The organism is Micromonospora lupini, assembly GCF_026342015.1.
In the GTDB taxonomy this organism is placed as follows: domain Bacteria; phylum Actinomycetota; class Actinomycetes; order Mycobacteriales; family Micromonosporaceae; genus Micromonospora; species Micromonospora lupini_B.
The window spans coordinates 2,296,150-2,320,459 of the sequence record NZ_JAPENL010000002.1 but is presented as its reverse complement, the minus strand read 5'-3'; the positions used below and the strand labels follow the sequence as shown (position 1 = coordinate 2,320,459).

Sequence of the window (24,310 nt, the reverse complement as noted above, 5' to 3'; positions counted from 1 at the left end):
ACGGTGCCGTGACGGATAGGGAGGATCGATGATCCCCGAAGAGGACCAGCCGGCGCCCTGGCTGCACAGCTACGGCGGCATCGAGGCCGACATCCGTCAGCTCCGCGAGTTCGCCGACCGGCTCGCCGCCGAGGTCGAACGCAACTACGCGCCCCACCTGTCGTACATCGCCGACGACATGTCCGCGCAGGTGCCCAACCCCTGCGACGCGTTCGTCGAGCTGGTCACCTTCCTGCACGCCCATCACGAGACGCAGCAGGCCACCACCGACATGGTGTACGCCGTCCGGGGCGCAACCGGCCACCTCGCCGCCGTCGCCGACCGGGTCGCCACCCAGTACTCCGACAGCGACGCCTTCTCCGCCGCCCGCGCCGTGGACGTCCAACGGGCCCTCGCCGACCCCGGGACCGTCCTGCCCGGCGGCCGCACGCCGACGCTCACCGATCCCACCGGCCCCGAGAGCCAGAGGCCGGTGGTCCTGCCATGATCGAACGGGGCAACGGCCGCACCGCCGGCCAGACCGCCTGGCATTTGATGGACGTCAACAGCATGTGGGCGTGCCTCCAGGACCACGACACCACCAACCATTGGAAACAGGTCGCCGGTTGGCGCAAGGTCTGCGACCTGGCCCAGATTCACCTCGGCCGGCTCCAGGAGTACCGGCGCGGACTCGCCGAAGCGTGGCCCCCGGAGACCAGCGCGGCCTCCGGCACGTACCTCGCCCAACTCGACGACCTGATCACCAAGGTTCGGCACACCCACGACGCCGCCGCCGCCAACTACACCGCGCTGTCCGCCGCCACCCAGGCCATCGGCACCACCCGCGCCGAGCTTCGCAAGATCCACGAGGAGTACGCGGCCAAGCTCCACCAGAAGCAGGCGTACGACGCCACAGCCGCCGACCCGAAAGCGATCATGGGCAACCGGGTCGTCGACCCACCGGTGAGCGACGGCGACCTGGAACGGCTGAATGTTCAGGCGCGGGGAATGATGTTCAACCTCAGCGGCGAACTCCAACAAGCCCAAGCCACCCTCCAAAAACCCCCACCGCCGCCTCGACGAGCCGGCCACCAGCCGAACGACCCGGACACTTACGGCTCCAGCACTCAAGGTCCCGTCATACCGCCCATCGTCGCTATACCGATGACACCGGCCACCGTTCCAAGCAAGGCGGGAAACGTACCCCCCTCTGGGCTTGCGCCTGTTCAGGCCGCGTCAGGGGTGGGGCCGGTGCTCGGCGGAACAAGTTCGACTCTGATGCCGGGCTCGACGAGCCTCAACTTGCCCGGGCCGGGAACTCCTCCGCTGGCACCACCCACGGCATCCACGGGCCTGACGCCCGGCATCCCGTTCGGGCCTGCCGGCGACCTGACTTTACGGCGCCCTTCAGGTGCCAACCCCCAGCTCGGAACCGAGAATCTTGCTCAGCGCCCGGCAACCCCGACCGCCGGTCGGCCCATGCCACCAGGAGGCCTCATTGGAGGCATACCAGGCATAGGCGCAGGTCAACCTGGTTCAACCCAAAACTCGCCTCGCCGGGTCAACCCAGTCGGCGGTGTCATTGGCGGCGGCGGAGCGGGCACAGCGCCGAGCGGGGGCGCGGGTTCTCGACCTGGATCAGGCCGCGGCTCCCCAGCAACGTTTGGCATCTCACCAGTGGGCGGGGCGCCGGGGATGACGGCCTCCTCCGGAGCTCAGCCAGCCTCTCTCCGACCGAACGACCGAAGGCAGGCAGACGACAACAGCACCTCCCTTTGGGATCCCGATCATCCATGGGAGACCGAAAAGGGTGTAGCGCCGGTGGTCCGTCCGCCAAACGATGACGGGCCTATTGACCCAGGGCCAGCCATCGGGCTCAGTCGATAATGTCAGTTCTTGTCAAGATCACAGCCAGTGCGCTGATTTTGCTAATTGGACTTACGTCGCAACAATTTTCGTGCTCCGTGTACACCCCTCCAGCACGTGCCGACGTCGAGCCAATCCGAAGTGATCAATGGCACCTCATGTTCTTGAAGGTTGCCGAGGCGCAGATGATCAGCAAGGGTGACGGGATCGTTGTGGCGGTGCCCGACACTGGCGTTGACCCTCACCCCGACCTTAGTGAAAACCTGCTTACAGGGATCGACACTGTCGCTGGGGGTTCAGGAGATGGCCGCAAAGACTCGAACAGTCACGGCACGAGCATGGCAGGACTAATCGCAGCACACGGCAGGGCTAGCGACACAGGCGCACTCGGCATCGCCCCTCGATCCAAGATCCTCCCAATAATGGCCTCCACCTCCGACAATTTCGGGGAAGCAGACGATCTCGCTGCAGCTATCGAATACGCCATATCTGAAAGCGCTCAGGTTATAAGCATCTCCAGTGGAGGAGCGTCGACACCTCGACTCGTCCGGGCAGTAGAGACCGCAATCGCAGCGAATATCGTAATCGTGGCCGCCGCCGGGAATGTTCCAAATCAGCCTATCTCCTACCCGGCCAGCGAGGAGGACGTAATTGCCGTGGGTGGCGTTGATCGTCTTGGGCGACACGCTGCGTTTTCCGCCACCGGACCGGAAGTCGACGTGGTGGCACCTGCGGTAGATATTTACAGCACCAGCTACGGCGGAAAATATTCGAAGGGCACGGGCACTTCGAGCGCTACAGCGATCGTGGCTGGGGCCGCGGCGTTGATCAGGTCCAAGTACCCCTACCTGCCGGCGCAGGAGGTGGCGCATCGACTCACGGCCACCGCCATCGACAAGGGCCCACCTGGTCGGGACGACGAGTACGGGTACGGCGTGATCGATCTCGTGGCAGCGCTGACTGCGGACGTACCTCCGTTGGGATTTGAGTCCGTCAGCGCTCCGGCCGACGCTGGCCCGACCGCGACGGCCGACGCTCGGTCTGGCGGGGGTGATGATGGCGCGCAAGTTCGCGGCCTGATCACTCTCGCTGTGATCGCGGCCGTTGGTGTCGGATGGGCGCTGGTGGCGCGTCGTCGGCGGCGCGGCGACGATCCGCCACCCCGGATCAGTCGCTGACCGGCTGGCAGGCGTTGATCAACTCGGGTTGCTTGATATCGCGGTGTCCGAGCAAGCGGGATACCGCGATTTCCATGAAGTGGAGTCGATCCTGGTAGGCCGGCGGGTTGATCGACTTCATGTCGGTGATGTGGGGGTTTCGATGCTGCTTGATACGCCGATATCGGCGATGTGGAGTGGATCAAGGGCGCGGGACCGCGCGAGGATCACGGGCGCCGGACCGCGCGACGCCGGACCACGCGAGGATCACGGGCGCGGGACCGCGCGAGGATCACGGGCGCCGGACCGCGCGGGATCACGGGCGTGGGCCGGGTGGACAGGTGTGGTGCGTGGTGAGCCGGTAACGTCGGGCTGGTGTCTGATTCTCTGCCGCTCCGCCTCGTGCTCGCCTCGGCCAGCCCTGCTCGTCGCAAGTCTCTTCAGGCCGCCGGCATCGAGCCAGAAGTGCTGGTCAGCGGGGTGGACGAATCCGTTGTGGTGACCGATCGGGCCGAGGACCTGTGCCTGGAACTGGCTCGACTCAAGGCCCAGGCGGTGTTGGCCCGACTGAGTCCGGCCGCCGGCGCTAGCGAGGACACCGGGACCGGAAATGCGGCCGACCCCGGGACCGGTCAGCAGACCCTGATCATCGGCTGCGACTCGGTGCTCGCGTTCGACGGGGAGATTCTCGGCAAGCCGGTGGATCCGGCGGACGCCACCCGGCGCTGGTTGCGGATGCGGGGGCGCAGCGGGGTGCTGCACAGCGGGCACTGTCTGATCGACGCTGCCAGCGGGCGGCGTGCGGAGGCGGTCGCCTCGACTACCGTCCACTTTGCGGACATCAGCGACGACGAGATCGCCGCGTACGTCGCCACCGGTGAGCCGCTGGCGGTGGCAGGCGCGTTCACGATCGACGGGTTGGGTGGGCCGTTCGTGGAGCGGATCGAGGGCGACCCGGGGACCGTGGTCGGGCTTTCGATGCCGCTGCTGCGTCGGCTCCTCGCCGAACTGGGGCTGCAGATCACGGACCTGTGGACAAGTGTCGCGCCGGGCGGCCAATCGGTCGAGCCGCTCGGTAACGTCCGCTCATGACCACGAAGTCGATCCCGCTGACCGATGAGTTGCACGCCTACCTGGTCGCGCACGGCGCACCACCGGACGAGATCATCCGGGATCTGGCCGAGGAGACCCGGTCGGTGCTGCCGGAGCACGCCACCATGCAGGTGGCGCCGGAGCAGGCTGCGTTCCTGACGTTCCTGACCCGGCTGCTGGACGTACGGCAGGCCGTCGAGGTCGGCACGTTCACCGGCCTGTCGGCGCTGGCCATCGCCCGGGGGTTGCCCGACGGCGGGCGGTTGACCTGCTTCGACATCTCGGAGGAGTTCACAGGCATAGCGCGGCGGTACTGGGCCCGTGCGGGCGTGCAGGACAGGATCGACCTGCGGATCGGCCCGGCCGGCGAGACGCTGCGGGAGTTGCCGCAGGAACGTCACCTGGACTTCGCGTTCATCGACGCCGACAAGACCGGATACCCGGTCTACTGGGCCGAGCTGGTGCCCCGGATGCGGCCGGGCGGGGTGATCGCCGTCGACAACGTGCTGCGCGGCGGGCGGGTGATCGCCCCGCGAGATGCGAACGACCGGGCGATCGCCGCCTTCAACGACGAGGTGCTCGCCGACGTGCGGGTCGACCCGGTGATGCTGCCGATCGCCGACGGCCTCACCCTCGCCCGGGTGCGCTGACCGCCGCCGCGACCGTCGCGCATCCACCACCGAACGCCTGCACCCAAGCGAGCGCCGCGACCGTCGCGCATCCACCACCGAGCGCCTGCACCCAAGCGAGCGCCGCGACCGTCGCGCATCCACCACCGAACGCCTGCACCCAAGCGAGCGCCGCGACCGCCGCGCGTCCACCACCACGGAGCGCCGACACCCAAGCGCCAAGCGCGGCCACGAGCGCGAAGATCGGGGTGCCCGCGCACTGCGGGCACCCCGATCGTCAGAACGTCAGCGGACGCTGCGGGCGAACTGGCGGGCGGCCCAGAAGACGCCCAGCGCGGCGAGGACCGCGGTGATGGTGAGGCCCTGCCAGACCTTGTCGCTGCCCAGGTCGCCGGCGAAGAGCGCGCGGGTGCCGTCGACCGCCCAGGAGAACGGGTTCCAGTCGGCGATGCCCTGCAACCAACCCGGTGCGAAGGTCAGCGGGAGCAGGATGCCGGAGAGCAGCAGCACCGGCTGCGCCACGGTGTTCATCAGCGGGGCCAGCGCGTCCTCGCTCTTGACCTTGAGTGCGACGCCGTACGAGACGGCCGAGGTCATGAGCGCGATGAGGGCGAGCATGAGGTACGCGAGCAGCAGGTCACCGATGAACACCCGCAGGTCGAACAGGAGCGCCAGCAGGGTGATGATGACGGCCTGCACGATGAGCGAGACCACGTCGCGCAGTGAGCGGCCGAGCAGTAGGGCGAGCCGGCTGATCGGGGTGACCCGGGACCGTTCGATGACGCCTGCGCGCAGCTCGGCGATCAGGCCGAAGCCCTGGAACAGGCCGCCGAAGATGGCAAGCAGCACCAGCAGACCCGGCACGAAGATCTTGTAGGCGGCGGCCTGGGTGGGCGCGTTCAGGGCCGGCTTGAGCAGCGGGGCGAAGAGCAGCAGGTACATCACCGGCTGGAACACGCCGACGAAGACCCAGATCGGGTTGCGCAGCAGAAGCTGGATCTGCCGCTGGAAGATCAGCCACGTGTCACGGGCGAATTTCATGAGTCGTCTCTCCGGTGGTCAGGACTCGCGCAGCGAGCGGCCGGTCTTGGTGAGGAAGACGTCGTCCAGGCTGGGCCGGTGCAGCTCGATCGAGCGCAGCTCCAGCCCGGCGTGGTCGAGTCGGCGCAGCACCTGGGGAATGGCTGTGGCGCCCTCGTCGACGTAGAGGCGCAGGCCGCCCTCGTCGGCAGTCTCCAGCTTGTTGACGTACGGCTCGCCGTCGAGCAACTGGGCGGCCTGCGGGGTGGCGGCCAGGTCGAGACCGACAAGCACCACGTCGCCGGAGATCTCCCGCTTGAGGTCGGTTGGCGTGCCCTCGGCGACGACCTCGCCGTTGTCCATGATCGCGATCCGGTCGCAGAGCGCGTCGGCCTCGTCCAGGTAGTGCGTGGTGATGAAGACTGTCATTCCGTCGTTGCGCAGTCGCCGGATCTCGTCCCACATGTGGGCGCGGCTCTGCGGGTCGAGGCCGGTGGTCGGCTCGTCCAGGAAGACGATCTTCGGCTCGTGGATGATGCCGAGCGCGATCTCGACGCGCCGACGCTGGCCGCCGGAGTAGGTCTTGCACTTGCGGTCGGCGTACTCGGTGAGCTGGAAGGCATCCAGCGCGCGGGTGGCGCGCTGCTGCGCGTCGGCCTTGCCGATGCCGTACATCCGGGCGTGCAGCACCAGTTCCTCGCGGGCGGTGGACTCGTCCCAGGTGCTGCCGCCCTGTGGGACGTACCCGATGCGACGCCGCACCTCCGCCGGGTCCTTGCGCAGGTCGGCGCCGGCGATGGTGGCCTCGCCGCCGTCGGGCTCGATGAGCGTGGCGAGCATCCGCAGCGTGGTGGTCTTGCCGGCGCCGTTGGGACCGAGGAAGCCGAAGATCTCACCCTCGGCGACCTTGAGGTTGACGCCGCGCACGGCGTCCACCGTCTTCGTCTCTCGACCCGCGCGGGAGCGGAACGACTTCCGCAGCCCCCTGGTCTCGATCATTTCTGCTCCTGGTCGGTCGGGCCGGTCGAGCCGGCCGTCGAGTGGGACGACGCCGGACGGCGCACTCCCCCGCTGTGCCGCCAGCAGGCTAACGCGATATAGCTTTTCTAGTCAACGTTGATTATTCAGCAGTGGTCGGCCGACCAACCTCGCGGCCGTCCTTCCACCCCGACCAACCCTCGACGTCTTCCAGCTCAGCAGGCAGGTACGACACTCCCGAGTCGATCCGCTCCGCGATCCGCTCGCACCAGCCCATCTCCGCCTCCGCCCGCGCCGCCCACAGCTCGAACATCCAACCCACGTGCACCGGCTTGCGATTACGCACCCAGTCCGATTCCAGGGACGCGCGCATCGACTCGACGCCGGCGCGCAGCAGGTTGGCCCGGTTGCGCAGGGCCGCGGCGGCCTCGGCGCGGGGCATGGCGGGCAGGAAGGAGAAGGCCACCGCGAAGGGGTCGGACGGCTCGCTGAGGTTCCACCAGAAGTTGCGCAGCAGCGTCTCGAACTCGTCCTCGCCCTTGATGGTCACCTCGTAGGTGGTCCGGGCCGGACGGGCACCGACCTGCTCGGTGGCGACGGCACGGAGCAGCCCCTCCTCGGTGAGCTTGCGCAGCGCGTGGTAGATCGAGCCGGGCTGCACGTTCGCCCACTTGTCGGCGCTCCAGCTCAACAGCTCGCGGCGCACGTCGTAGCCGTGCACGGGCTGCATCCACCGCACCAGGCCGAGAATCATCATCCGAGTCGCAGACACCCCGCAAGCGTAATAGCCAAGTTTGACTAACTTCAGTGCCGCACCCCACACTGAGCGATCGTTAGGGTCAGCAGGGGTGGCCGATACACTCCCGGTCAGTAACCTGCCGGGAGGAGCCACGAGGTGCGCAAGGTACTCATCGCCAACCGCGGCGAGATCGCCGTCCGGGTCATCCGCGCCTGCCGTGACGCCGGCCTGGGCAGCGTCGCCGTGTACGCGGACTCCGACCGGGACGCCCTGCACGCGACGCTCGCGGACGAGGCGTACGCGCTCGGCGGGGACAGCGCGACCGAGACGTACCTGCGCATCGACAAGCTGCTCGACGTCGCCGCCCGCGCCGGCGCCGACGCCGTGCACCCCGGCTACGGCTTCCTCTCCGAGAACGCCGACTTCGCCCAGGCTGTCATCGACGCCGGGCTGACCTGGATCGGCCCCACCCCGCAGGCGATCCGCGACTTGGGCGACAAGGTGACCGCCCGGCACATCGCCCAGCGCGCCGGCGCCCCGCTGGTCCCCGGCACGCCGGACCCGGTGGGCAGCCCGGACGAGGTGATGGCGTTCGCCGTCGACCACGGGCTGCCGGTCGCCATCAAGGCCGCGTTCGGCGGTGGCGGGCGCGGCCTCAAGGTCGCCCGGACCATGGAGGAGATCCCCCAGCTCTTCGAGTCGGCCACCCGCGAGGCGGTCGCGGCGTTCGGTCGGGGTGAGTGCTTCGTCGAGCGCTACCTGGACCAGCCCCGGCACGTCGAGGCGCAGGTCCTCGCCGACCAGCACGGCAACGTGATCGTGGTGGGCACCCGGGACTGCTCCCTGCAGCGCCGGCACCAGAAGCTCGTGGAGGAGGCGCCCGCGCCGTTCCTCACCGACGCCCAGCGTGCCCAGATCCACGACAGTGCCAAGGCGATCTGCCGGGAGGCCGGCTACCACGGCGCCGGCACGGTGGAGTACCTGGTCGGCACGGACGGCACGATCTCCTTCCTGGAGGTCAACACCCGGCTCCAGGTCGAGCACCCGGTCACCGAGGAGACCGCAGGCATCGACCTCGTCCGCGAGCAGTTCCGGATCGCCGACGGCGAGAAGCTGCGGATCACCGCGGACCCGACGCCGCGCGGGCACGCCATCGAGTTCCGTATCAACGGCGAGGACCCGGGCCGCAACTTCCTGCCCGCGCCGGGCACCGTCACCACGTTGCGCCTGCCCAGCGGCCCGGGCGTCCGGGTGGACACCGGCATCTCGGCCGGCGACGTGATCGGTGGCAACTTCGACTCGCTACTGGCCAAGGTGATCATCGTCGGCGAGACGCGGACCGAGGCGTTGGAGCGCGCCCGCCGCGCGCTCGACGAGATGGTCGTCGACGGGATGGCCACCGCGCTGCCGTTCCACAGGCTGGTCGTGCGGGACGAGGCGTTCACCGCCGAACCGTTCACCGTGCACACCCGGTGGATCGAGACCGAGTTCCACAACACCGTGCCGCCGTTCGCCGCCGCCGGCGGCGGCGTCGAGGCGCCGGCCGAACGCGACACCGTCGTGGTCGAGGTGGGCGGCAAGCGCATCGAGGTCAGCCTCCCCGCCGGCTTCGGCGGGAGTACGACCACCGCGGCACCCACCTCCCGCAAGCCGACCCGACGCGGGGGCGGGGCCACGGCGGGCGCCCCGGTCAGCGGCGACGCGCTCACGTCTCCCATGCAGGGCACCATCGTCAAGATCGCGGTCGCCGAGGGTGACACGGTGGCGGAGGGCGACCTGGTGGTGGTGCTGGAGGCGATGAAGATGGAGCAGCCGTTGCACGCCCACAAGGCGGGTACGGTCAGCGGGCTCACCGCCGAGGTCGGTGCCGTGATCACCGCCGGGGCACCCATCTGCACCATCTCCTGACGTGCTTTGACCCGGGTCCTGCCACTTCGTCCTGCCGACGGGAGTGCGGCGGGGGTGGTTTGCGGCACCGAGGCGGGCGCGGACGGCCGTGGCCGGGAATGATGGCCGGGTGCGGTTCCTTCACGGCGCGGCCCCCGCGCACGACCTGACCTATACCGACGTCTTCATGGCGCCGGCCCGCTCCGACCTCGGCTCCCGGCTGGACGTGGACCTGTCCACAGGTGACGGCACCGGCACGACCATCCCGCTTGTGGTGTCGAACATGACTGCGGTCGCCGGGCGGCGGATGGCCGAGACGGTGGCCCGGCGGGGCGCTGTCGCCGTGATCCCGCAGGACATCCCGATCGAGGTCGTCGCGAACGTCGTCGCCTGGGTCAAGCAGCGGCACCTGGTCTACGACACGCCCATCACCCTGGGCCCCACCGAGACCGTCGGCGACGCCATCCACCTGCTGCCGAAGCGGTCGCACGGCGCGGTCATCGTGGTCGACGAGGCCGGTCGGCCGGTGGGAGTGGTCACCGAGGCGGACACCCTGGGCGTGGACCGGTTCGCCCAACTGCGGCACGTGATGTCCACCGAGCTGCACACCGTTCCGGCGGACGCGGACCCGCGTACCGGCTTCGACCTGCTCTCCGCCGGCCGGCGCCGGCTCGCCCCGGTGGTGGACGCCGACGGTCGGCTGGTCGGGGTGCTCACCCGACAGGGCGCGCTGCGGGCCACCCTCTACACGCCTGCCGTGGACGACCGGGGTCGGCTGCGCGTCGCGGCGGCGGTCGGGATCAACGGCGACGTCACAGGCAAGGCCGCCGCGCTGCTGGAGGCAGGTGTGGACACGCTTGTCGTGGACACCGCGCACGGCCACCAGGAGCGGATGATCTCGGCGTTGCGGGCGGTGCGCAAGCTGGACCCGGGCGTACCGGTGGCGGCCGGCAACGTGGTCACCGCCGAGGGCGTCCGCGATCTGGTCGAGGCGGGTGCCGACATCATCAAGGTGGGTGTCGGTCCGGGCGCGATGTGCACGACCCGGATGATGACCGGGGTGGGTCGGCCGCAGTTCTCCGCCGTGCTCGACTGCTCGACGGCGGCCCGGGAGTTGGGCCGGCACGTCTGGGCCGACGGCGGCGTTCGGCACCCCCGCGACGTGGCGCTCGCGCTCGCCGCCGGCGCGTCGAACGTGATGATCGGCTCCTGGTTCGCCGGCACCTACGAGTCTCCCGGCGACCTCTACACCGAGCCGGACGGTAGGCGGTACAAGGAGAGCTTCGGGATGGCCTCGGCGCGCGCTGTCAGCGCCCGTACCGCCGACGACAGCCCGTACGACCGGGCCCGCAAGGCGGTGTTCGAGGAGGGCATCTCCTCGGCCCGGATGTATCTGGACCCCACCCGGCCCGGCGTCGAGGACCTGATCGACGAGATCATCGCCGGCGTACGCAGCGCGTTCACCTACGCGGGAGCACGGGACCTCACGCAGTTCCACGAGCGGGCGATCGTCGGCGTGCAGAGCGCCGCCGGTTTCACCGAGGGAATGCCCCTGCCCACGAGCTGGTAACCCCCACCTCGGTTCGGTCGATCATGAAGGTGCTGCCCACGACACGCCGATGCGGACGGCAGTAACTTCATGATCAGCGAGGGCTGGGCACTGGCGGTGGCCTTGCTGTCAGCGGGTTGCGACGTTGTGTGCGATCGGCCAGGCGGCGAGTGACCAGGGTTGCGATTATTTCGTTTGGCCCCTGACTATCAGGGGGCTAACCTAACCCCGTGGAACTCGTCACCCTTCAGGATGTGCCGCTCGGTCGGCTGTTGGTGGTGGCCGGACACCTCGTCGGGCAGCGGTGGAACCGCTACCTCGCCGAGGAGCACGGCCTCACCCAGGCCGGCATGATCACCCTGATAACGCTCGCCCGGCACGGCGAGCTGCCGCACCGCCAGGTCGCCGAGAAGGGGTTCGTCCGCCCGGCGACCCTGACCGGCATCGTGGACACGCTTGAGCGCGACGGGCTTGTCGAGCGGCAGCGCGACGACAACGACAGGCGCAGCATCCGACTCGCCATCACCCCCGCCGGGCGGGAGCGGGTGGCCGCACTCAACGCCCTCATGCACTCCGGACGTCCGCTCACCTCGGTCGACGCCGACCCGGCGAAGGCCCAGGTGATCCGGGAGTTCCTGCTCGAGGTCATCGGCAGCGGGGACGACCCGCGGATGACCGGACGACCCACCGACGCGAAGGAACCGTCGTGCTGATCCGACTGTTGCGCGGCCAACTGCGCACCTACCAACGACCGCTGCTGGCGGTGGTGCTGCTCCAGTTCGTGGGCACCATGGCCTCGCTCTACCTGCCCAGCCTCAACGCGGACATCATCGACAAGGGCGTGGCCCGGGGCGACACCGGCTACATCGTCCAGACCGGCGGCTGGATGCTGCTGGTCAGCCTGGTCCAGATCATCTGCTCGATCGCCGCCGTCTACCTCGGCGCCCGGACCGCGATGGGCTTCGGCCGGGACGTCCGCGCCCGGCTGTTCGCACACGTCAACCGCTTCTCCGCCCGCGAGGTGGCCCGGTTCGGGGCGCCGTCGCTGATCACCCGCAACACCAACGACGTGCAACAGGTGCAGATGCTCGTGCTGATGAGCTGCACCATGCTTGTCGCCGCACCGATCATGAGCGTCGGCGGCGTGTTCATGGCGCTGCGCGAGGACATCGGGCTCTCCTGGCTGATGCTGGTAAGCGTGCCGGTGCTGGCGGTCGCGCTGAGCGCGATCATCCGGCGGATGGTGCCGGGCTTCCGGCTGATGCAGACCCGGATCGACACGGTCAACCGGGTGCTGCGCGAGCAGATCACAGGCATCCGGGTGGTCCGCGCCTTCGTCCGCGAGCCGTACGAGACGGAGCGCTTCGGTGTCGCCAACGCCGACCTGACCGCCACCGCCCTGCGTACCGGACGGTTGTTGGCGTTGATCTTCCCGGTGGTCATGCTGGTGCTGAACGTGTCAAGCGTGGCGGTGCTCTGGTTCGGCGCGCAGCGGGTCGACTCGGGCGCGATCGAGATCGGCGCGCTCACCGCGTTCCTGCAGTACCTGATGCAGATCCTGATGGCCGTGATGATGGCCACCTTCATGCTGATGATGGTGCCCCGGGCCGCGGTCTGCGCCGAGCGGATCGTCGAGGTGCTGGACACCGACTCCTCTGTGGTTCCGGCCGCCACCCCGGTCAGCGACCTGCCCACCCGGGCCGAGCTGGAGCTGCGAGCGGTGCGCTTCCAGTACCCGGGCGCGGTCGAGCCGGTGCTGCGCGACATCTCCTTCACCGCTACCCCGGGCACCACCACAGCGATCATCGGCAGCACCGGCGCGGGCAAGACGACACTGCTGTCACTCATCCCCCGCCTGGTGGACGTCACAGGCGGCGCGGTGCTCGTCGACGGGGTGGACGTCCGCGAGTTGGAACCGGACGAGCTGTGGCGACGCATCGGCCTGGTGCCGCAGCGGCCGTACCTGTTCACCGGCACTGTCGCCAGCAACCTGCGCTACGGCAACCCGGACGCGACCGACGAGGAGCTGTGGGAGGCGCTGGAGATCGCCCAGGCCCGCGACTTCGTGGCGCAGATGCCCGGCGGCCTGGACGCGCCGATCGCCCAGGGCGGCAGCACCGTCTCCGGTGGCCAGCGGCAACGCCTGGCCATCGCCCGGGCCCTGGTCCGGCAGCCGGAGATCTACCTCTTCGACGACTCGTTCTCCGCGCTGGACCTCGGTACCGACGCGCGGCTGCGGGCGGCGCTGCGTCCGGTCACCGCGCAGTCGGCAGTGGTGATCGTGGCCCAGCGGGTGTCCACGATCGTCGACGCCGACCAGATCATCGTGCTCGAGAACGGAGGGGTCGTCGGAGTGGGACGACATGCGGAGTTGTTGGAGACCTGCCCGACGTACGCCGAGATCGTGGCTTCCCAGCAGACGGCGGAGGTGCCGGCATGAGCGAGCCCGACGAGTCGCGGACCGCGACCGTACCCAGTCAGAAGCCGGGCGGCGACGCGCCGCAACCCGGCGGCGGCGCGCCGACGCCGAAGCGGCTGCCCGCCGGCCGCCCGGGCGGCGGCCCGCCCTGGATGAGCGCCGGGATGCCCGCCGAGAAGTCGATGAACTTCGGGCCGTCGGCCCGCCGGTTGCTCGGTCGGCTGCGCCCGCACCGGCTGCACCTGACCGCGATCATCACCCTGGCCGTGGTGAGCGTCGGGTTCAGCGTGGCCGGTCCGAAGATCCTCGGCCATGCCACCGACCTGATCTTCAGTGGGGTCATCGGTCGACGACTGGACCCGGGCACCACCACCGCGCAGGCCGTCGCGGCGCAGCGGGCCAGCGGCAACGACGGCTTCGCCGACATGCTGGCCCGGATGGACGTGGTGCCCGGTGTGGGCATCGACTTCGACGCGCTGCGTCGGGTGCTGCTGCTGGCGCTCGGGCTCTACCTGGCGGCGAGCGTGCTGTCGTGGTGGCAGGGCTGGCTGCTCAACGGGGTGGTCCAGCGCACCGTGCTGCGGCTGCGCGCCGAGGTGGAGGAGAAGCTCAACCGACTGCCGCTGCCCTACTTCGACAGGCAGCCACGCGGTGAACTGCTGAGCCGGGTCACCAACGACATCGACAACATCTCGACAAGCCTCCAGCAGACCCTGAGCCAGCTGCTCACCTCGCTGCTGACAGTTGTCGGCGTGCTTGTCGTGATGTTCTGGATCTCACCGCTGCTGGCCCTGGTGGCCCTTGTCGCCGTCCCGCTGTCGGTGCTTGTCACCCAACGCATCGCCAAGCGCTCCCAGCAGCAGTTCATCGCCCAGTGGAAGCACACAGGCGAGCTGAACGGCCAGATCGAGGAGGCGTACACCGGTCACGAGCTGGTCAAGGTGTTCGGCCGGCAGCGCGAGGTGGAGGCCGAGTTCCACGCGAAGAACGAGGAGCTGTTCCGGGCCAGCTTCGGCGCCCAGTTCGTCTCCGGGATCATCATGCCGTCGATGATGTTCATCGGAAACCTGAGCTACGTGGCGATCGCCGTGGTCGGCGGGCTCCGGGTGGCCTCCGGCACGATGAGCCTCGGCGACGTGCAGGCGTTCATCCAGTACTCCCGCCAGTTCACCCAGCCGCTGACCCAGCTCGCCTCGATGGCCAACCTGCTCCAGTCCGGGGTGGCGTCGGCCGAGCGCGTCTTCGCGGTGCTCGACGCCGACGAGCAGAGCCCCGATCCGGTCGAACCGGCGCGGGTCGTCGACCCGCACGGCCGGGTCGAGTTCGAGCACGTCTCCTTCCGGTACACGCCGGACAAGCCGCTTATCGACGACCTGTCGCTGGTCGCCGAGCCGGGGCACACGGTGGCAATCGTCGGCCCGACCGGCGCCGGCAAGACCACCCTGGTCAACCTGGTCATGCGGTTCTACGAGCTGGACGCCGGTCGGATCACGCTCGACGGCGTGGACATCACCACGATGCGCCGCGACGACCTGCGCGGCCGGATCGGCATGGTGCTCCAGGACACCTGGCTGTTCGGCGGCACCATCCGCGACAACATCGCGTACGGCCGGCCGGACGCGACCGAGGAGGAGATCGTCGCCGCGGCTCGGGCCACCTTCGTGGACCGCTTCGTGCGCAGCCTCCCGGACGGCTACGACACGGTCATCGACGAGGAGGGCAGCAATGTCAGCGCCGGCGAGAAGCAGCTCATCACCATCGCCCGGGCGTTCCTGGCCGAACCGTCCCTGCTGATCCTGGACGAGGCGACCAGCTCGGTGGACACCCGTACCGAAGTGCTGCTCCAGCGGGCGATGGCCGCGCTGCGCTCGGACCGGACCAGCTTCGTCATCGCGCACCGGCTCTCCACCATCCGCGACGCCGACCTGATCCTGATGATGGAGGACGGCCGGATCGTCGAGCAGGGCACCCACGAGCAGTTGCTCGCCGCCCAGGGCGCGTACCACAGGCTCTACCGCTCGCAGTTCACAGGCGCCGCGGTCGACGAGGAACCAGCCGCGCCCGCCGGGGCCCAGCCGGCGTCGGTCTGAGGGCGGACCGCCGTGCGCGCCACACGATCGACGACGGTCCGCCCCGGGCCGGTGGGCGGGTCAGTCCGCCGGGAGCAGGTCGGCCGCGCGGGCGGCGACCTGCCCGCCGATCAGGGCGAGCGCGGCGGCGGCGGGCATCGGGTCCAGGGCGCGGCCACCACGCAGGCGCAGCGCGAGGCGTCCGTCGGCCACCTCCCGGGCACCCAGCACCCCGAGGTACGGGACACGGCGGCGAGCCGCGTCCCGGACCCGGGCGCCCAGCGAGCCGGCGGCGTCGACCTCCACCCGCAGGCCGGCGTCGACGGCCCGCCGGGCCAGCTCGGCCGCCGCGTCGGCCTGTCCGTCGTCCACCGGCAGCAACACCAACTGCACTGGCGCGAACCAGGCCGGGAACGCGCCCTCGTGCACCTCGATGAGGTACGCGAACAGCCGCTCCATGCTGCCGACCAGGCTGCGGTGCAGCATGACGGGCCGACGCCTGCTGCCGTCGGAATCGGTGTACGACAGGTCGAACCGCTCGGGTTTGTCGAAGTCCACCTGAATGGTGGAGATGGTCGACTCCCGGCCGGCCGCGTCCACGATCTGAATGTCGATCTTCGGACCGTAGAAGGCGGCCTCCCCGGGCGCCTCGACGTAGTCCACCCCGTCCAGCGCTCCCCGGAGCAGGTCCTCCGCGCGGGCCCACTGCGCGTCGTCGCCGACGTACTTCTCGCCCGGCCCGCGCAGCGACAGTCGGAGCCCGGCCGGACGGACGCCGAGCGCGGCGTGCGCTTCGCGGATCAGCCGGAGGACCTCCGCGACCTCCGCGCCCACCTGCTCGGGAGCGCAGAAGGTGTGCGCGTCGTTGAGCGAGATCGCGCGTACCCGGGACAGCCCACCGAGCACCCCGGAGCGCTCCGAGCGGTACATCCCGCCCAGCTCCGCGATCCGCAGCGGCAACTCCCGGTAGGAGCGGCCCCGAGCACGGAACACCAACGCGTGGTGCGGGCAGAGCGCCGGGCGGAGCACGAACTCGTCGTCGGCGCTGAGCCGCATCGGCGGGAACATGTCGTCGGCGAAGTAGCCGAGGTGACCGGAGAGTTCGAACAGTTCGCGCTTGCCCAACGGCGGCGAGTAGACGTGCTGGTGGCCGGAGCGGCGCTCCAGATCCCGCACGTACTCCTCGACGGCGTGCCGGGCGGCGGCGCCTGCCGGCAGCCAGATCGGCAGGCCGGCGCCGGCCAGCGGATCGGAGACGAAGAGGTCCAGCTCACGGCCGAGCCTACGGTGGTCGATCATGTCGGGCTCCTGGATCGGGGACGACCCGGAGGCGACCTGGACACCGAACGCCGCGCGGCCCTCGGGGCGGATCACCCCGGGGCCTGGTCGACTGTGGTTACGTCAGAGCGGCGCGCCGGGGACACCCGGCGTCGTGGTCACCACTACCGCGCTGCGCATACGGCGACGCTACCCGTCGGGCGGTCGAGGACGCACCCGGATTTGCGGCGGTGGGAGAGGGGTTGGGCCGCCGGCGCGGGACCCGCCGGCGGCCCTGGGCGACCCGAATCGTCAGGAACGGGGGACCCGACGGGCTGGGCCGCGCCGACAACGGTACGCCGACGGACGCCGATCCGCCGACCGCCTCGGGCCGCTGTGGGACGGTCGCCGACCCGTCACCTGAGGGGTGTTCGCCTCGTTGGACCGGGGTGGCCCTGTGGTGTCGGCGGTCACGACGGGACGGGGCCGTCCACGGTGACGCCGGCCACGCCGTCAGGCTCAAGACACCCAATCGGCCGCATCCGGCGAGGTGGCAGGCGTGCCCGAACTACTGACTGACGTCGCGTCGCCGACGTGGGCGTACCTGGTGCTGCTCGGCCTCCTGATCGCGGACGCCTTCGTACCGGTGATACCCACCCAGATCGTCATGATCACCAGCGGCGCGCTCACCGTGTACGGCGGCCTCAGCCTGCCGATCACCATCGCCGTCGGCGCGCTCGGCGTGTTCGCCGGTGACCTCGCCTGCTACCTGCTCGGCCGCGGCGCACCGGACCGGCGGGCGCCCCGGCACGCCGAGCCCAGCCGGGCCCGCCGGATGGCGAGCCGGGTCACGCAGGGACTGCGCCAACCCGGGCCGCTTGTCATCCTGCTCTGCCGCTTCGTGCCCGGCGGGCGCATGGCGGCCTGCTTCTCGGCCGGCCGCAGCCGCTATCCGTACCGACTGTTCGCGCTCTACGAGGCGATTGCCGCCCTCGGCTGGGCCACGTACGGCGCGCTGGTCGGGCACCTGGGCGGCACCGCGCTTACCGAGTCCGCCTGGCGGCTGGCAATCATCGCCACCGCCGCGGCGGCCGGCTTCGCCGCAGCCGGGTGGGCCATGACGCTGATCAGCGCCCGCCACGCCCGCACCGCCGCCGGAACCGACATCCCCATCGACTGAGTGTCGCCAGCACTGCGGGTATAAGCCTCGGTTCCAGGAGCACCTCACCAGCCTGGAGACCCTCCGCGCCTACGTCACCGGCCTCGGCGGCCATCTCGACGTCGTCGCTCGCATCGGGAACATTCAACTGAACGTCGCGTGATCTGACTGTGAGAGGTCATCCCGAGACGGCTTCAGCGGCCGAAGCCGGTCATCGAACTACATCTAGGGGTGGTCCCTCGGGGCGATGTCGGTGGGCTTCCCCGATCCGTTTGGGGTGTCCTCGGCAGCAGGCTGAGGCATGTCTCGAACCTGGAACACCGGTGTGGTGGCCCTCGGCGGAATCGCCCTGGCGGCGGTGCTCACCGTAATCGGTCACCTCGAGGTCAACGACGACCTCAATCCGTGGGCGCTGACCATCAGCGACTTCGCGGTCTCCGACCGTGGTGGCGTCATCGACGTCGCCATGGTGGTGCTGGCGCTCGCCAGCGTCGCCCTGCTGTACGGGCTGCGCCGCGCAGGCCCACCCCGGCCCCGCTCCGGTCGAACGGCCGAGCTGCTGCTCGGGGCCTGGGCGGCGGGGCTGCTGCTGGCCGCCGTCGTGCCGACCAATGAGCCGGGCACCGCCATGACCACCGCCTCCTACCTGCACCGGTACACGTCGGTGATCGCCTTCCTGGCGCTGCCGGTCGGCGGCTGGCTGCTCGCCCGCCGGCCCGACCTGGACGCGGCCGCCCGGACGCTGCGCACCCTGGCCCTACTCAGCCTGACCTTGGCGGCGGCGATGGTCTGGTCCGCCTACCCCGGTGACCGCGTGCTGATCGGCCTGGCCGAACGCCTGCTCATCCTCACCGAGGTGGCCGTTCTCGCCACCGTCGCCGTGATGCAGACCCGGCGGCTCACTCCAGCTCGTGGAGCATCAGCTGGCGGGCGGCCTCGGTGATGGAGCCGGACAGGCTCGGGTAGATCGTGATCGTCTGGGCCAACTCGTTGACCGTCAGGTTGTTCTCCACGGCCATGGTGATCGGCAGGATCAGCTCGCTGGCCTTCGGGGCGACGACCACGCCGCCGATCACCTGGCCGCTCGCCGGCCGGCAGAACAGCTTCACGAAGCCGTCGGAGAGGTCGTCCATCTTGGCGCGGGCGTTGCCGGACAGCGGCAGCATCACCTGCCGGGCCGGGGTCTTGCCCGCGTCCACCTCGTCCTGCGAGACGCCCACGGTGGCCAACTCCGGGTCGGTGAAGACGTTCGCCGCGACGGTCCGCAGCCGTAGTGGACGGACCGCCTCGCCGAGGGCGTGCCACATCGCGATCCGGCCCTGCATGGCGGCCACGCTCGCCAGCAGCAGCACGCCCGTGCAGTCACCGGCGGCGTAGATGCCTGGCACGTTCGTCCGGGAGACCCGGTCGACAGTGACGTAGCCGCCCCGGCCCAACTCCACGCCGTACTCGGCCAGGCCCAGGTTCGCGGTGTTGGGGATCGAGCCGACCGCGATCAGCGCGTGCGAGCCGGTGACCCTACGGCCGTCGGACAGCTCCACCTCCACCCCGTCGGCGGTACGCCGGACCGCGTCGGCGCGGGAGTTGTTGAGGATGTTCATGCCCCGATTGCGGAACACCCGCTCGATGGCCGACGCCGCGTCGGCGTCCTCGTGCGGCATCACCCGGTCCCGGCTGGAGACCAGGGTGACCTCGACGCCCATCGCCAGGTACGCGCTGGCGAACTCGGCGCCGGTCACGCCCGAGCCGACAACGATCAGGTGCTCGGGCAGCTCCGGCAGGTCGTACACCTGACGCCAGGTCAGGATGCGCTCCCCGTCGGGTACGGCGGTGGGCAACTGGCGCGGTGTCGAGCCGGTGGCCACCAGCACGGTGGACGCGGCGATCGAGTACTCCTCGCCGCCGTCGGCGGGGGTGACGATGACCCGGTGGGTGTGCCCGAGGGCGTCCTCGCCCATGCGGGCGGTGCCGGCCACGAATGTGACCCCGGCCTTGAGCAGTTTGGCGTGGATGTCGGCGGACTGCGCCAGCGCCAGCCGCTTGACCCGCTCGTGCACGGCCTGCGCGTCGACGGTGACGGCCTCCAGGCCGTCCGAGTGCACCCCGAACTCCTCGGTGTCCCGGTAACCGGTGACCACCTGCGAGCTGGCGATGAACGTCTTCGACGGCACGCAGTCGGAGAGCACGCAGGCCCCGCCCGCGCCGTCGGCCTCGATCACCGTGACATCGGCGTCCAGTTGGGCGGCGACCAACGCCGCCTCGTACCCGGCCGGCCCACCGCCGATGATCACGATCCGGCTCACAGCGTTCGCCCTTCGTCGATGCTCATGGTGACTTTCTTCTCCCGAACGCGTCCGACACGCACAGTCGTATTCTCCCCCACCCGCCCGCCGGGCTATCGTCATCGCCGTGCGTCATCACGCCGCCTACGGCTCAAACCTCGACCCGGCCCGGATGCGGGCCTACTGCCCGCACTCGCCCATGGTGGGCACCGGCTGGCTGGAGGGGTGGCGGCTGACCTTCGCCGGCGCCGACGTGATCGGCTGGGAGGGCGCGGTGAGCACCGTCGTCGAGTCTCCCGGCGACCGGGTCTTCGTGGCGATCTACGACATCCACCCGTACGACGCGGCCCAGCTCGACGAGATCGAGGGGGTGACCGCCGGCACGTACCGCAAGCTGCACGTCCGGATCTCGACCCTCGACGGCGACGTGACCGCGTGGGTCTACGTGTTCGACGGGTACGAGGGTGGCCTGCCGACCTCGTGGTACCTGTCCGAGATCGCGAACGCCGCCGAGAAGGCTGGTGCGCCGGACGACTACGTCACCGAGCTGCGGTCCCGTCCCACCGGCACCGCATCCCCGTAGCGCGTATCCCACGTTCCCAGTCTGCAACCGTCGCGGCCCGGGTGGCCCGTCGGGCCCGGTCAGGGTCGTCAATCACACACCGGAGGCCGGGACGACCCGCTCGTACATGTCGGTCCACAGGGTCTCCCGCAGGCCCACCGACTCGTACAGCGACAGCGGCGCCGTCGGGTTGGTGAGGTCCACCCCCAGACCGGCCGACTCCCGCCCCTTCTGCGCGTAGCGGGCGAACGCCCGGCGCAGCAGCGCCGCACCCACACCCCGCCGACGGTACGCGGGCAGCACCGACAGACTCTTCACCCAGCCCTGCTGCTGATCGAGCGCCTGGTCGGAGGACTGCAACGCGCCGGCGAGCACCCCGTCGACCTCGGCGACGAACCACTCGTCCCAGGCCGTCACGTCACCGATACGGGCCCGCCACCGCTCGTACGACAGCGGCTCGTGATCCGGGGTGTCGCCGAACGCGACGTCGTGGATCCGGTGGAACTCCCGCAGCTCGGCCTCGTCGTCCGGGCGGACCGGCCGCACGGTGACCCCGGGCGGCGGCGACGGCTCTGCCGGCAGGTCGGCAAGCGAACGGCGCATCCGCACGTACCGCTTGGCCACGGTGAAACCGGCGGCGCGCAGGTCCCGGGCCCAGTCGCGTTCCGGGGCGCAGACCGCGCACCGGACGGTGAGCGCCGGCAGCCGCCGTTCGGCGGCGCGCTCGGCCACCCGGTCGAGCTGACGGGCCAGCAGTGGCGCGCGGAGGGTGCCGGCCCGCTCCGGGTCGACGTAGACCTCCACGAACTCCCGGCCGACCCCTGTCGGGTTGTCCACCGTCGCCCAGGCGACAACCGTGCCGTCCGGATCGAGCGCCAGCCAGGAGTCCCGGGTCGGGTCGACGTAGGGGGCGGTCAGCGACGCCTCGACGTCCTCGGCGTCGAAGTCGGGATGGCCGATGGCGAAGGTGTCGGCCGCGTGCACCACCGCGAGGATCTCCGGTACGTCGTCGAGGGTGGGGCGGCGCGTGGTCCAGCCGGCGGGAAGCGTCACGGCAGAAGATCCTGGCAGCCGCCGGCCGACGGCGCCGCCCATTTTTCCGCCCCGAGCCGATCAGCCGGCGAGGCCGGCAGGCCGATCAGCCGGCGAGGTCGGCGCGGGTGCGGTGCAGAAGCTCCACCAGCTCGGCGCCGTCGGCGGGGCCGAGCGCCGCGAACGCCGGCGCGGCCAACCGGTTTGTCACCGCCTCCGCCCAGAGCCGCCGACGCACCAGCGGCCCGACCGGAGGGTACGGCGGCAGCCAACCGCACGCCACCGCGCCGGCCTCCCCCTCCGGCCCGGCCAGCACCGCCTCGAGCGGGGTCATGCCGGAGGCGCGCACGGCCAGCAGGTAGGCGCCTGTGAAGTGTTCACGCAGCAGCCGCAGCCCGGCGGCGCTTCGGGCGCCCGCGGACAGATCCGGCAGCGGCATGGCCCGCCACGCGGCGAAGAGCGGCATGCCGCTGGCGTCCGCGGCGACCACCGCCCGCTCGACGAGGCCGGCCAGGCGCTCGGCCCACGGCAGCACCGCCAACTGCTGCGTCCCCCACCGGCAGCACTCGACGAGACTCGCGGCGGCCACCTCGGCCGGCCGCAGGACCCGGGCGGCGGCGTCCCAGCCGTCGGCGACGGCGTCCGGTGCGACGAAGCCGATGGCCGCGGCGGCCGTCTCCGCCCGTACGTCACCGAGGGCGCCGGCCCGACCGGTGATGTAGAAGGCCCAGCCGGAGATGCCGAGCTGTCGGGCCCGTTGCAGCGTGCTCGGGCACCTGCTGAACCCGTCGCCGAGATCGAGGATGACGGGCTTGCTGGCGGCGGCGATCTGCTCCGGCGTCATCGAGGCGCCACCCACGGGCGTCGCGGCACGGCGGCGGCGCTCCGCTCGGGGGCGGCTGGCCCCGGACGGCCCGCCCGCTCGTCGTCGTCCATCGATGGTCAGTCTGCCGCGCCACCGCCGGGGTCCGCATCCCCCTCTTCGGCCGCCAGTGCCTCGACGGCTGCCTCGACCTCGCCCGCCCGCCGCCGGGCCACCGTGACCGCCCGCTCGGCGGCCCGCCGCGCCAACTTGGCCCGGCTGAGGTCCTGCTCGGCGACCGCCCGCCGTCGTTCCAGCTCGGCCAGCTCGGTCTCGATCCCGTCGAGGACGGCGGCGCCGTCGCGCTCCTGCCCGGTCGCCTCGGTCAACTCGTCCTCGGCCCGCTGCTGGTCGGCCCGGACGCGGTCCCACTCGCGGTCCAGTGCCCGGCGGCGGCGGGCTCGCTCGGCCCGAGCCGCCCGCTGTGCCGCACGTTCGGCCTGCGCGGCACGCTCCCCGGCCCGGTCCGGGGCCGCCTCGCGGCCCGCACGCTGGGCACCGGGCCGACGGGTGGGGCGCGTGACCTCCGGCTCCTCCTCCTCGTCGGCGGTGACCAGCCGCAACTGCGGTCGGGGCACCTCACCGAAGCCTGCGTAGCTGGCCGAGCGGAGCAGCCGCCCGGTCCGGACCTGCTCGGCGACCTCGGCGTCGGAGAGCGCCGCGTTCAGGGTCGCCTCCACCTCGGCGAGTGGCAGCCGGCCGGCCGGCGGGGCCTCCGGCTCCGCCGCGGCGAGCTTGCGGACCTCGGCGACCAGGGCACCGACCACGGCCCGGCGCTGGGCGGACAGCTCCCGCAGTCGGGGCCCGCGCAGCTCCCGCTGGGCGGCTCGTAGGGCGTCGGCGAGTTGGACCAGGTCGGCGACCAGCTCGGGACGTCGGATCGCGAGCAGGTTCACCAGCCAGGCGGCGACCGTGGGGCGACGCAGCCGGGCCAGCTCCCGGGCGGTGGTCGGGTCGCCGGCTCGGCGGGCGTCGGCCACAGCGGCGTCCCGGGCGGCCACGAACCGGTCCGGTGGAGTGCGGTAGAGCTGCTGCACCAGCTCCGCGGAGGGGCCCGGCATCGCGTCAGACGTCCACCCGGCTGCCGGGCTCCAGCCGCTGGTAGTCGGTGCCGGACAGGGCGGCGTACTGCCTGTCGAGCACTGCCAGCCCGTTGTCGTTGAGCAACGCGTCGTGCAGGGCGTACGCGCGCCGGGGCGCGACCGCGCGGATGAAGTCGACCACCTCGGAGAACTTCGACCAGGGGGCGTGGATCGGCGCGAACAGCGTGTCGACGGGTGTCTCGTCGGGCACCACCAGGGAGTCTCCCGGGTGGTAGACCACGTCGTTGATCAGGTAACCGAGGTTGTCCACCACCGGGATGTCGGGGTGGATCACCGCATGCCGCCCGCCGTACGCGCGGACGGCGACCCCGGCGGCGGTGAACGACTCACCGGCGTCGACCGGGCGCAGCGCCTCGGCCGCGTCGCCAAGGGCCTCGGCGAGGGAGGCGGGCCCGAAGATCGGGAACGGCTGCCGGTCCAGTTGCAGCCGCACCGCCGCCAGGTCGAGGTGGTCGGGATGTTGATGGGTGATCAGCACCGCGTCCGCGCCGTCCAACGCCGTCGCGGGGTCGCTGAACATCCCGGGGTCGATGACGAGCACTCCCCCGTCGTGTTCCACCCGCAGACAGGAGTGGGCGTACTTGGTGAGCCGCATCGTGACTCCTCGGCTGTCGAATCGTGATGTCCTCAGCGCAGTCTGCCGGAACCAGCCGGCGGGCGCGTCGCGTC

23 protein-coding genes are annotated in these 24,310 nt (G+C 70.9%); 13 read left to right on the top strand and 10 right to left on the bottom strand.

The features are described from left to right. Positions 1-28 precede the first annotated feature (28 nt). Genes OOJ91_RS25635 through OOJ91_RS25625 form a run of 3 tightly spaced genes read left to right on the top strand, consistent with a single transcriptional unit; the run spans position 29 to position 3,023 of the window. Positions 29-487: a hypothetical protein gene (locus tag OOJ91_RS25635; RefSeq protein WP_266248862.1), complete on the top strand. Its 459-nt coding sequence runs from the start codon at positions 29-31 to the stop codon at positions 485-487. Continuing rightward, positions 484-1,866, top strand: coding sequence for a hypothetical protein (locus OOJ91_RS25630; RefSeq protein ID WP_266248860.1), 1,383 nt, complete (start codon positions 484-486; stop codon positions 1,864-1,866). Before OOJ91_RS25635 ends, OOJ91_RS25630 begins: the two co-directional genes overlap by 4 nt. Further along, positions 1,866-3,023: a S8 family serine peptidase gene (locus OOJ91_RS25625; protein WP_323178570.1), complete on the top strand. Its 1,158-nt coding sequence runs from the start codon at positions 1,866-1,868 to the stop codon at positions 3,021-3,023. The genes OOJ91_RS25630 and OOJ91_RS25625 overlap by 1 nt, the downstream gene beginning before the upstream one ends. Here OOJ91_RS25625 and OOJ91_RS25620 read toward each other — a convergent pair. After that, the gene (locus OOJ91_RS25620) at positions 3,013-3,144 is read right to left on the bottom strand and encodes a hypothetical protein (RefSeq protein ID WP_266248858.1); all 132 of its coding nucleotides are present in this window, start codon (positions 3,142-3,144) and stop codon (positions 3,013-3,015) included. The two genes, OOJ91_RS25625 and OOJ91_RS25620, sit on opposite strands and share 11 nt — an antisense overlap. Positions 3,145-3,377: 233 nt before the next feature. Here OOJ91_RS25620 and OOJ91_RS25615 point away from each other — a divergent pair, with 233 nt between their 5' ends. Continuing rightward, positions 3,378-4,094, top strand: coding sequence for a Maf family protein (locus OOJ91_RS25615; protein WP_266248856.1), 717 nt, complete (start codon positions 3,378-3,380; stop codon positions 4,092-4,094). Further along, positions 4,091-4,744: an O-methyltransferase gene (locus tag OOJ91_RS25610; RefSeq protein WP_266248854.1), complete on the top strand. Its 654-nt coding sequence runs from the start codon at positions 4,091-4,093 to the stop codon at positions 4,742-4,744. The genes OOJ91_RS25615 and OOJ91_RS25610 overlap by 4 nt, the downstream gene beginning before the upstream one ends. A 264-nt stretch (positions 4,745-5,008) precedes the next feature. Here OOJ91_RS25610 and OOJ91_RS25605 read toward each other — a convergent pair whose 3' ends face one another. From OOJ91_RS25605 to OOJ91_RS25595, 3 genes are all read right to left on the bottom strand, one after another. Beyond that, a complete protein-coding gene (locus OOJ91_RS25605; protein ID WP_266248852.1) occupies positions 5,009-5,764 on the bottom strand; it encodes an ABC transporter permease in 756 nt (251 codons plus the stop codon). Between the two features lie 18 nt (positions 5,765-5,782). After that, on the bottom strand, positions 5,783-6,742 hold the full coding sequence (locus OOJ91_RS25600; RefSeq protein ID WP_266248850.1) for an ATP-binding cassette domain-containing protein: 960 nt from the start codon (positions 6,740-6,742) through the stop codon (positions 5,783-5,785). Positions 6,743-6,863: 121 nt separating this feature from the next. Continuing rightward, entirely contained in the window at positions 6,864-7,478 is a 615-nt protein-coding gene (locus tag OOJ91_RS25595) for a PadR family transcriptional regulator (RefSeq protein WP_266249855.1), read from the bottom strand. A 138-nt stretch (positions 7,479-7,616) separates the two neighbouring features. On the opposite strand from OOJ91_RS25595, the gene OOJ91_RS25590 reads away from it, so the two are divergent. The 5 genes from OOJ91_RS25590 to OOJ91_RS25570 all read left to right on the top strand — a co-directional run bounded on the left by OOJ91_RS25590 (position 7,617) and on the right by OOJ91_RS25570 (position 15,405). Further along, a complete protein-coding gene (locus OOJ91_RS25590) occupies positions 7,617-9,368 on the top strand; it encodes an acetyl/propionyl/methylcrotonyl-CoA carboxylase subunit alpha (protein ID WP_266248848.1) in 1,752 nt (583 codons plus the stop codon). 109 nt (positions 9,369-9,477) lie between these two features. Further along, positions 9,478-10,917, top strand: coding sequence for a GuaB1 family IMP dehydrogenase-related protein (locus tag OOJ91_RS25585; protein WP_266248846.1), 1,440 nt, complete (start codon positions 9,478-9,480; stop codon positions 10,915-10,917). A 209-nt stretch (positions 10,918-11,126) separates the two neighbouring features. Continuing rightward, positions 11,127-11,609 (top strand): MarR family winged helix-turn-helix transcriptional regulator, encoded by a 483-nt coding sequence (locus OOJ91_RS25580; protein WP_266248845.1) that lies wholly within the window; start codon positions 11,127-11,129, stop codon positions 11,607-11,609. After that, the gene (locus OOJ91_RS25575) at positions 11,603-13,336 is read left to right on the top strand and encodes an ABC transporter ATP-binding protein (RefSeq protein WP_266248844.1); all 1,734 of its coding nucleotides are present in this window, start codon (positions 11,603-11,605) and stop codon (positions 13,334-13,336) included. Before OOJ91_RS25580 ends, OOJ91_RS25575 begins: the two co-directional genes overlap by 7 nt. Then, positions 13,333-15,405: an ABC transporter ATP-binding protein gene (locus OOJ91_RS25570; protein ID WP_439117105.1), complete on the top strand. Its 2,073-nt coding sequence runs from the start codon at positions 13,333-13,335 to the stop codon at positions 15,403-15,405. Before OOJ91_RS25575 ends, OOJ91_RS25570 begins: the two co-directional genes overlap by 4 nt. A gap of 60 nt (positions 15,406-15,465) precedes the next feature. Here the strand turns inward: OOJ91_RS25570 and thrS are convergent, their stop codons facing one another. Further along, a complete protein-coding gene (thrS, locus tag OOJ91_RS25565) occupies positions 15,466-16,683 on the bottom strand; it encodes a threonine--tRNA ligase (RefSeq protein WP_266248841.1) in 1,218 nt (405 codons plus the stop codon). A 517-nt stretch (positions 16,684-17,200) separates the two neighbouring features. Between thrS and OOJ91_RS25560 the strand changes: the two genes are divergently transcribed. Both OOJ91_RS25560 and OOJ91_RS25555 read left to right on the top strand, forming a co-directional pair. After that, positions 17,201-17,821, top strand: a complete 621-nt coding sequence (locus OOJ91_RS25560; RefSeq protein WP_266248839.1) for a DedA family protein — start codon at positions 17,201-17,203, stop codon at positions 17,819-17,821. A 280-nt stretch (positions 17,822-18,101) separates the two neighbouring features. After that, positions 18,102-18,743, top strand: coding sequence for a DUF998 domain-containing protein (locus OOJ91_RS25555; protein WP_266248838.1), 642 nt, complete (start codon positions 18,102-18,104; stop codon positions 18,741-18,743). Here OOJ91_RS25555 and OOJ91_RS25550 read toward each other — a convergent pair. Further along, positions 18,700-20,103 carry an NAD(P)H-quinone dehydrogenase gene (locus OOJ91_RS25550; protein WP_266248836.1) on the bottom strand — a complete coding sequence of 468 codons (1,404 nt, stop codon included), beginning with the start codon at positions 20,101-20,103 and terminating at the stop codon, positions 18,700-18,702. The genes OOJ91_RS25555 and OOJ91_RS25550 overlap by 44 nt on opposite strands. A 106-nt stretch (positions 20,104-20,209) precedes the next feature. Here OOJ91_RS25550 and OOJ91_RS25545 point away from each other — a divergent pair, with 106 nt between their 5' ends. Continuing rightward, positions 20,210-20,665, top strand: a complete 456-nt coding sequence (locus OOJ91_RS25545; protein ID WP_266248834.1) for a gamma-glutamylcyclotransferase — start codon at positions 20,210-20,212, stop codon at positions 20,663-20,665. A gap of 72 nt (positions 20,666-20,737) precedes the next feature. Here OOJ91_RS25545 and OOJ91_RS25540 read toward each other — a convergent pair whose 3' ends face one another. The 4 genes from OOJ91_RS25540 to OOJ91_RS25525 form a co-directional block, all read right to left on the bottom strand. Next, a complete protein-coding gene (locus OOJ91_RS25540) occupies positions 20,738-21,697 on the bottom strand; it encodes a GNAT family N-acetyltransferase (protein ID WP_266248832.1) in 960 nt (319 codons plus the stop codon). A gap of 85 nt (positions 21,698-21,782) precedes the next feature. Next, positions 21,783-22,520, bottom strand: a complete 738-nt coding sequence (locus OOJ91_RS25535) for an SCO6745 family protein (protein WP_266248830.1) — start codon at positions 22,518-22,520, stop codon at positions 21,783-21,785. Between the two features lie 98 nt (positions 22,521-22,618). Continuing rightward, entirely contained in the window at positions 22,619-23,599 is a 981-nt protein-coding gene (locus OOJ91_RS25530) for a hypothetical protein (protein ID WP_266248827.1), read from the bottom strand. Between the two features lie 4 nt (positions 23,600-23,603). Next, complete coding sequence (locus OOJ91_RS25525) at positions 23,604-24,236, bottom strand: MBL fold metallo-hydrolase (protein WP_266248826.1); 633 nt, start codon at positions 24,234-24,236, stop codon at positions 23,604-23,606. Positions 24,237-24,310 lie beyond the last annotated feature (74 nt).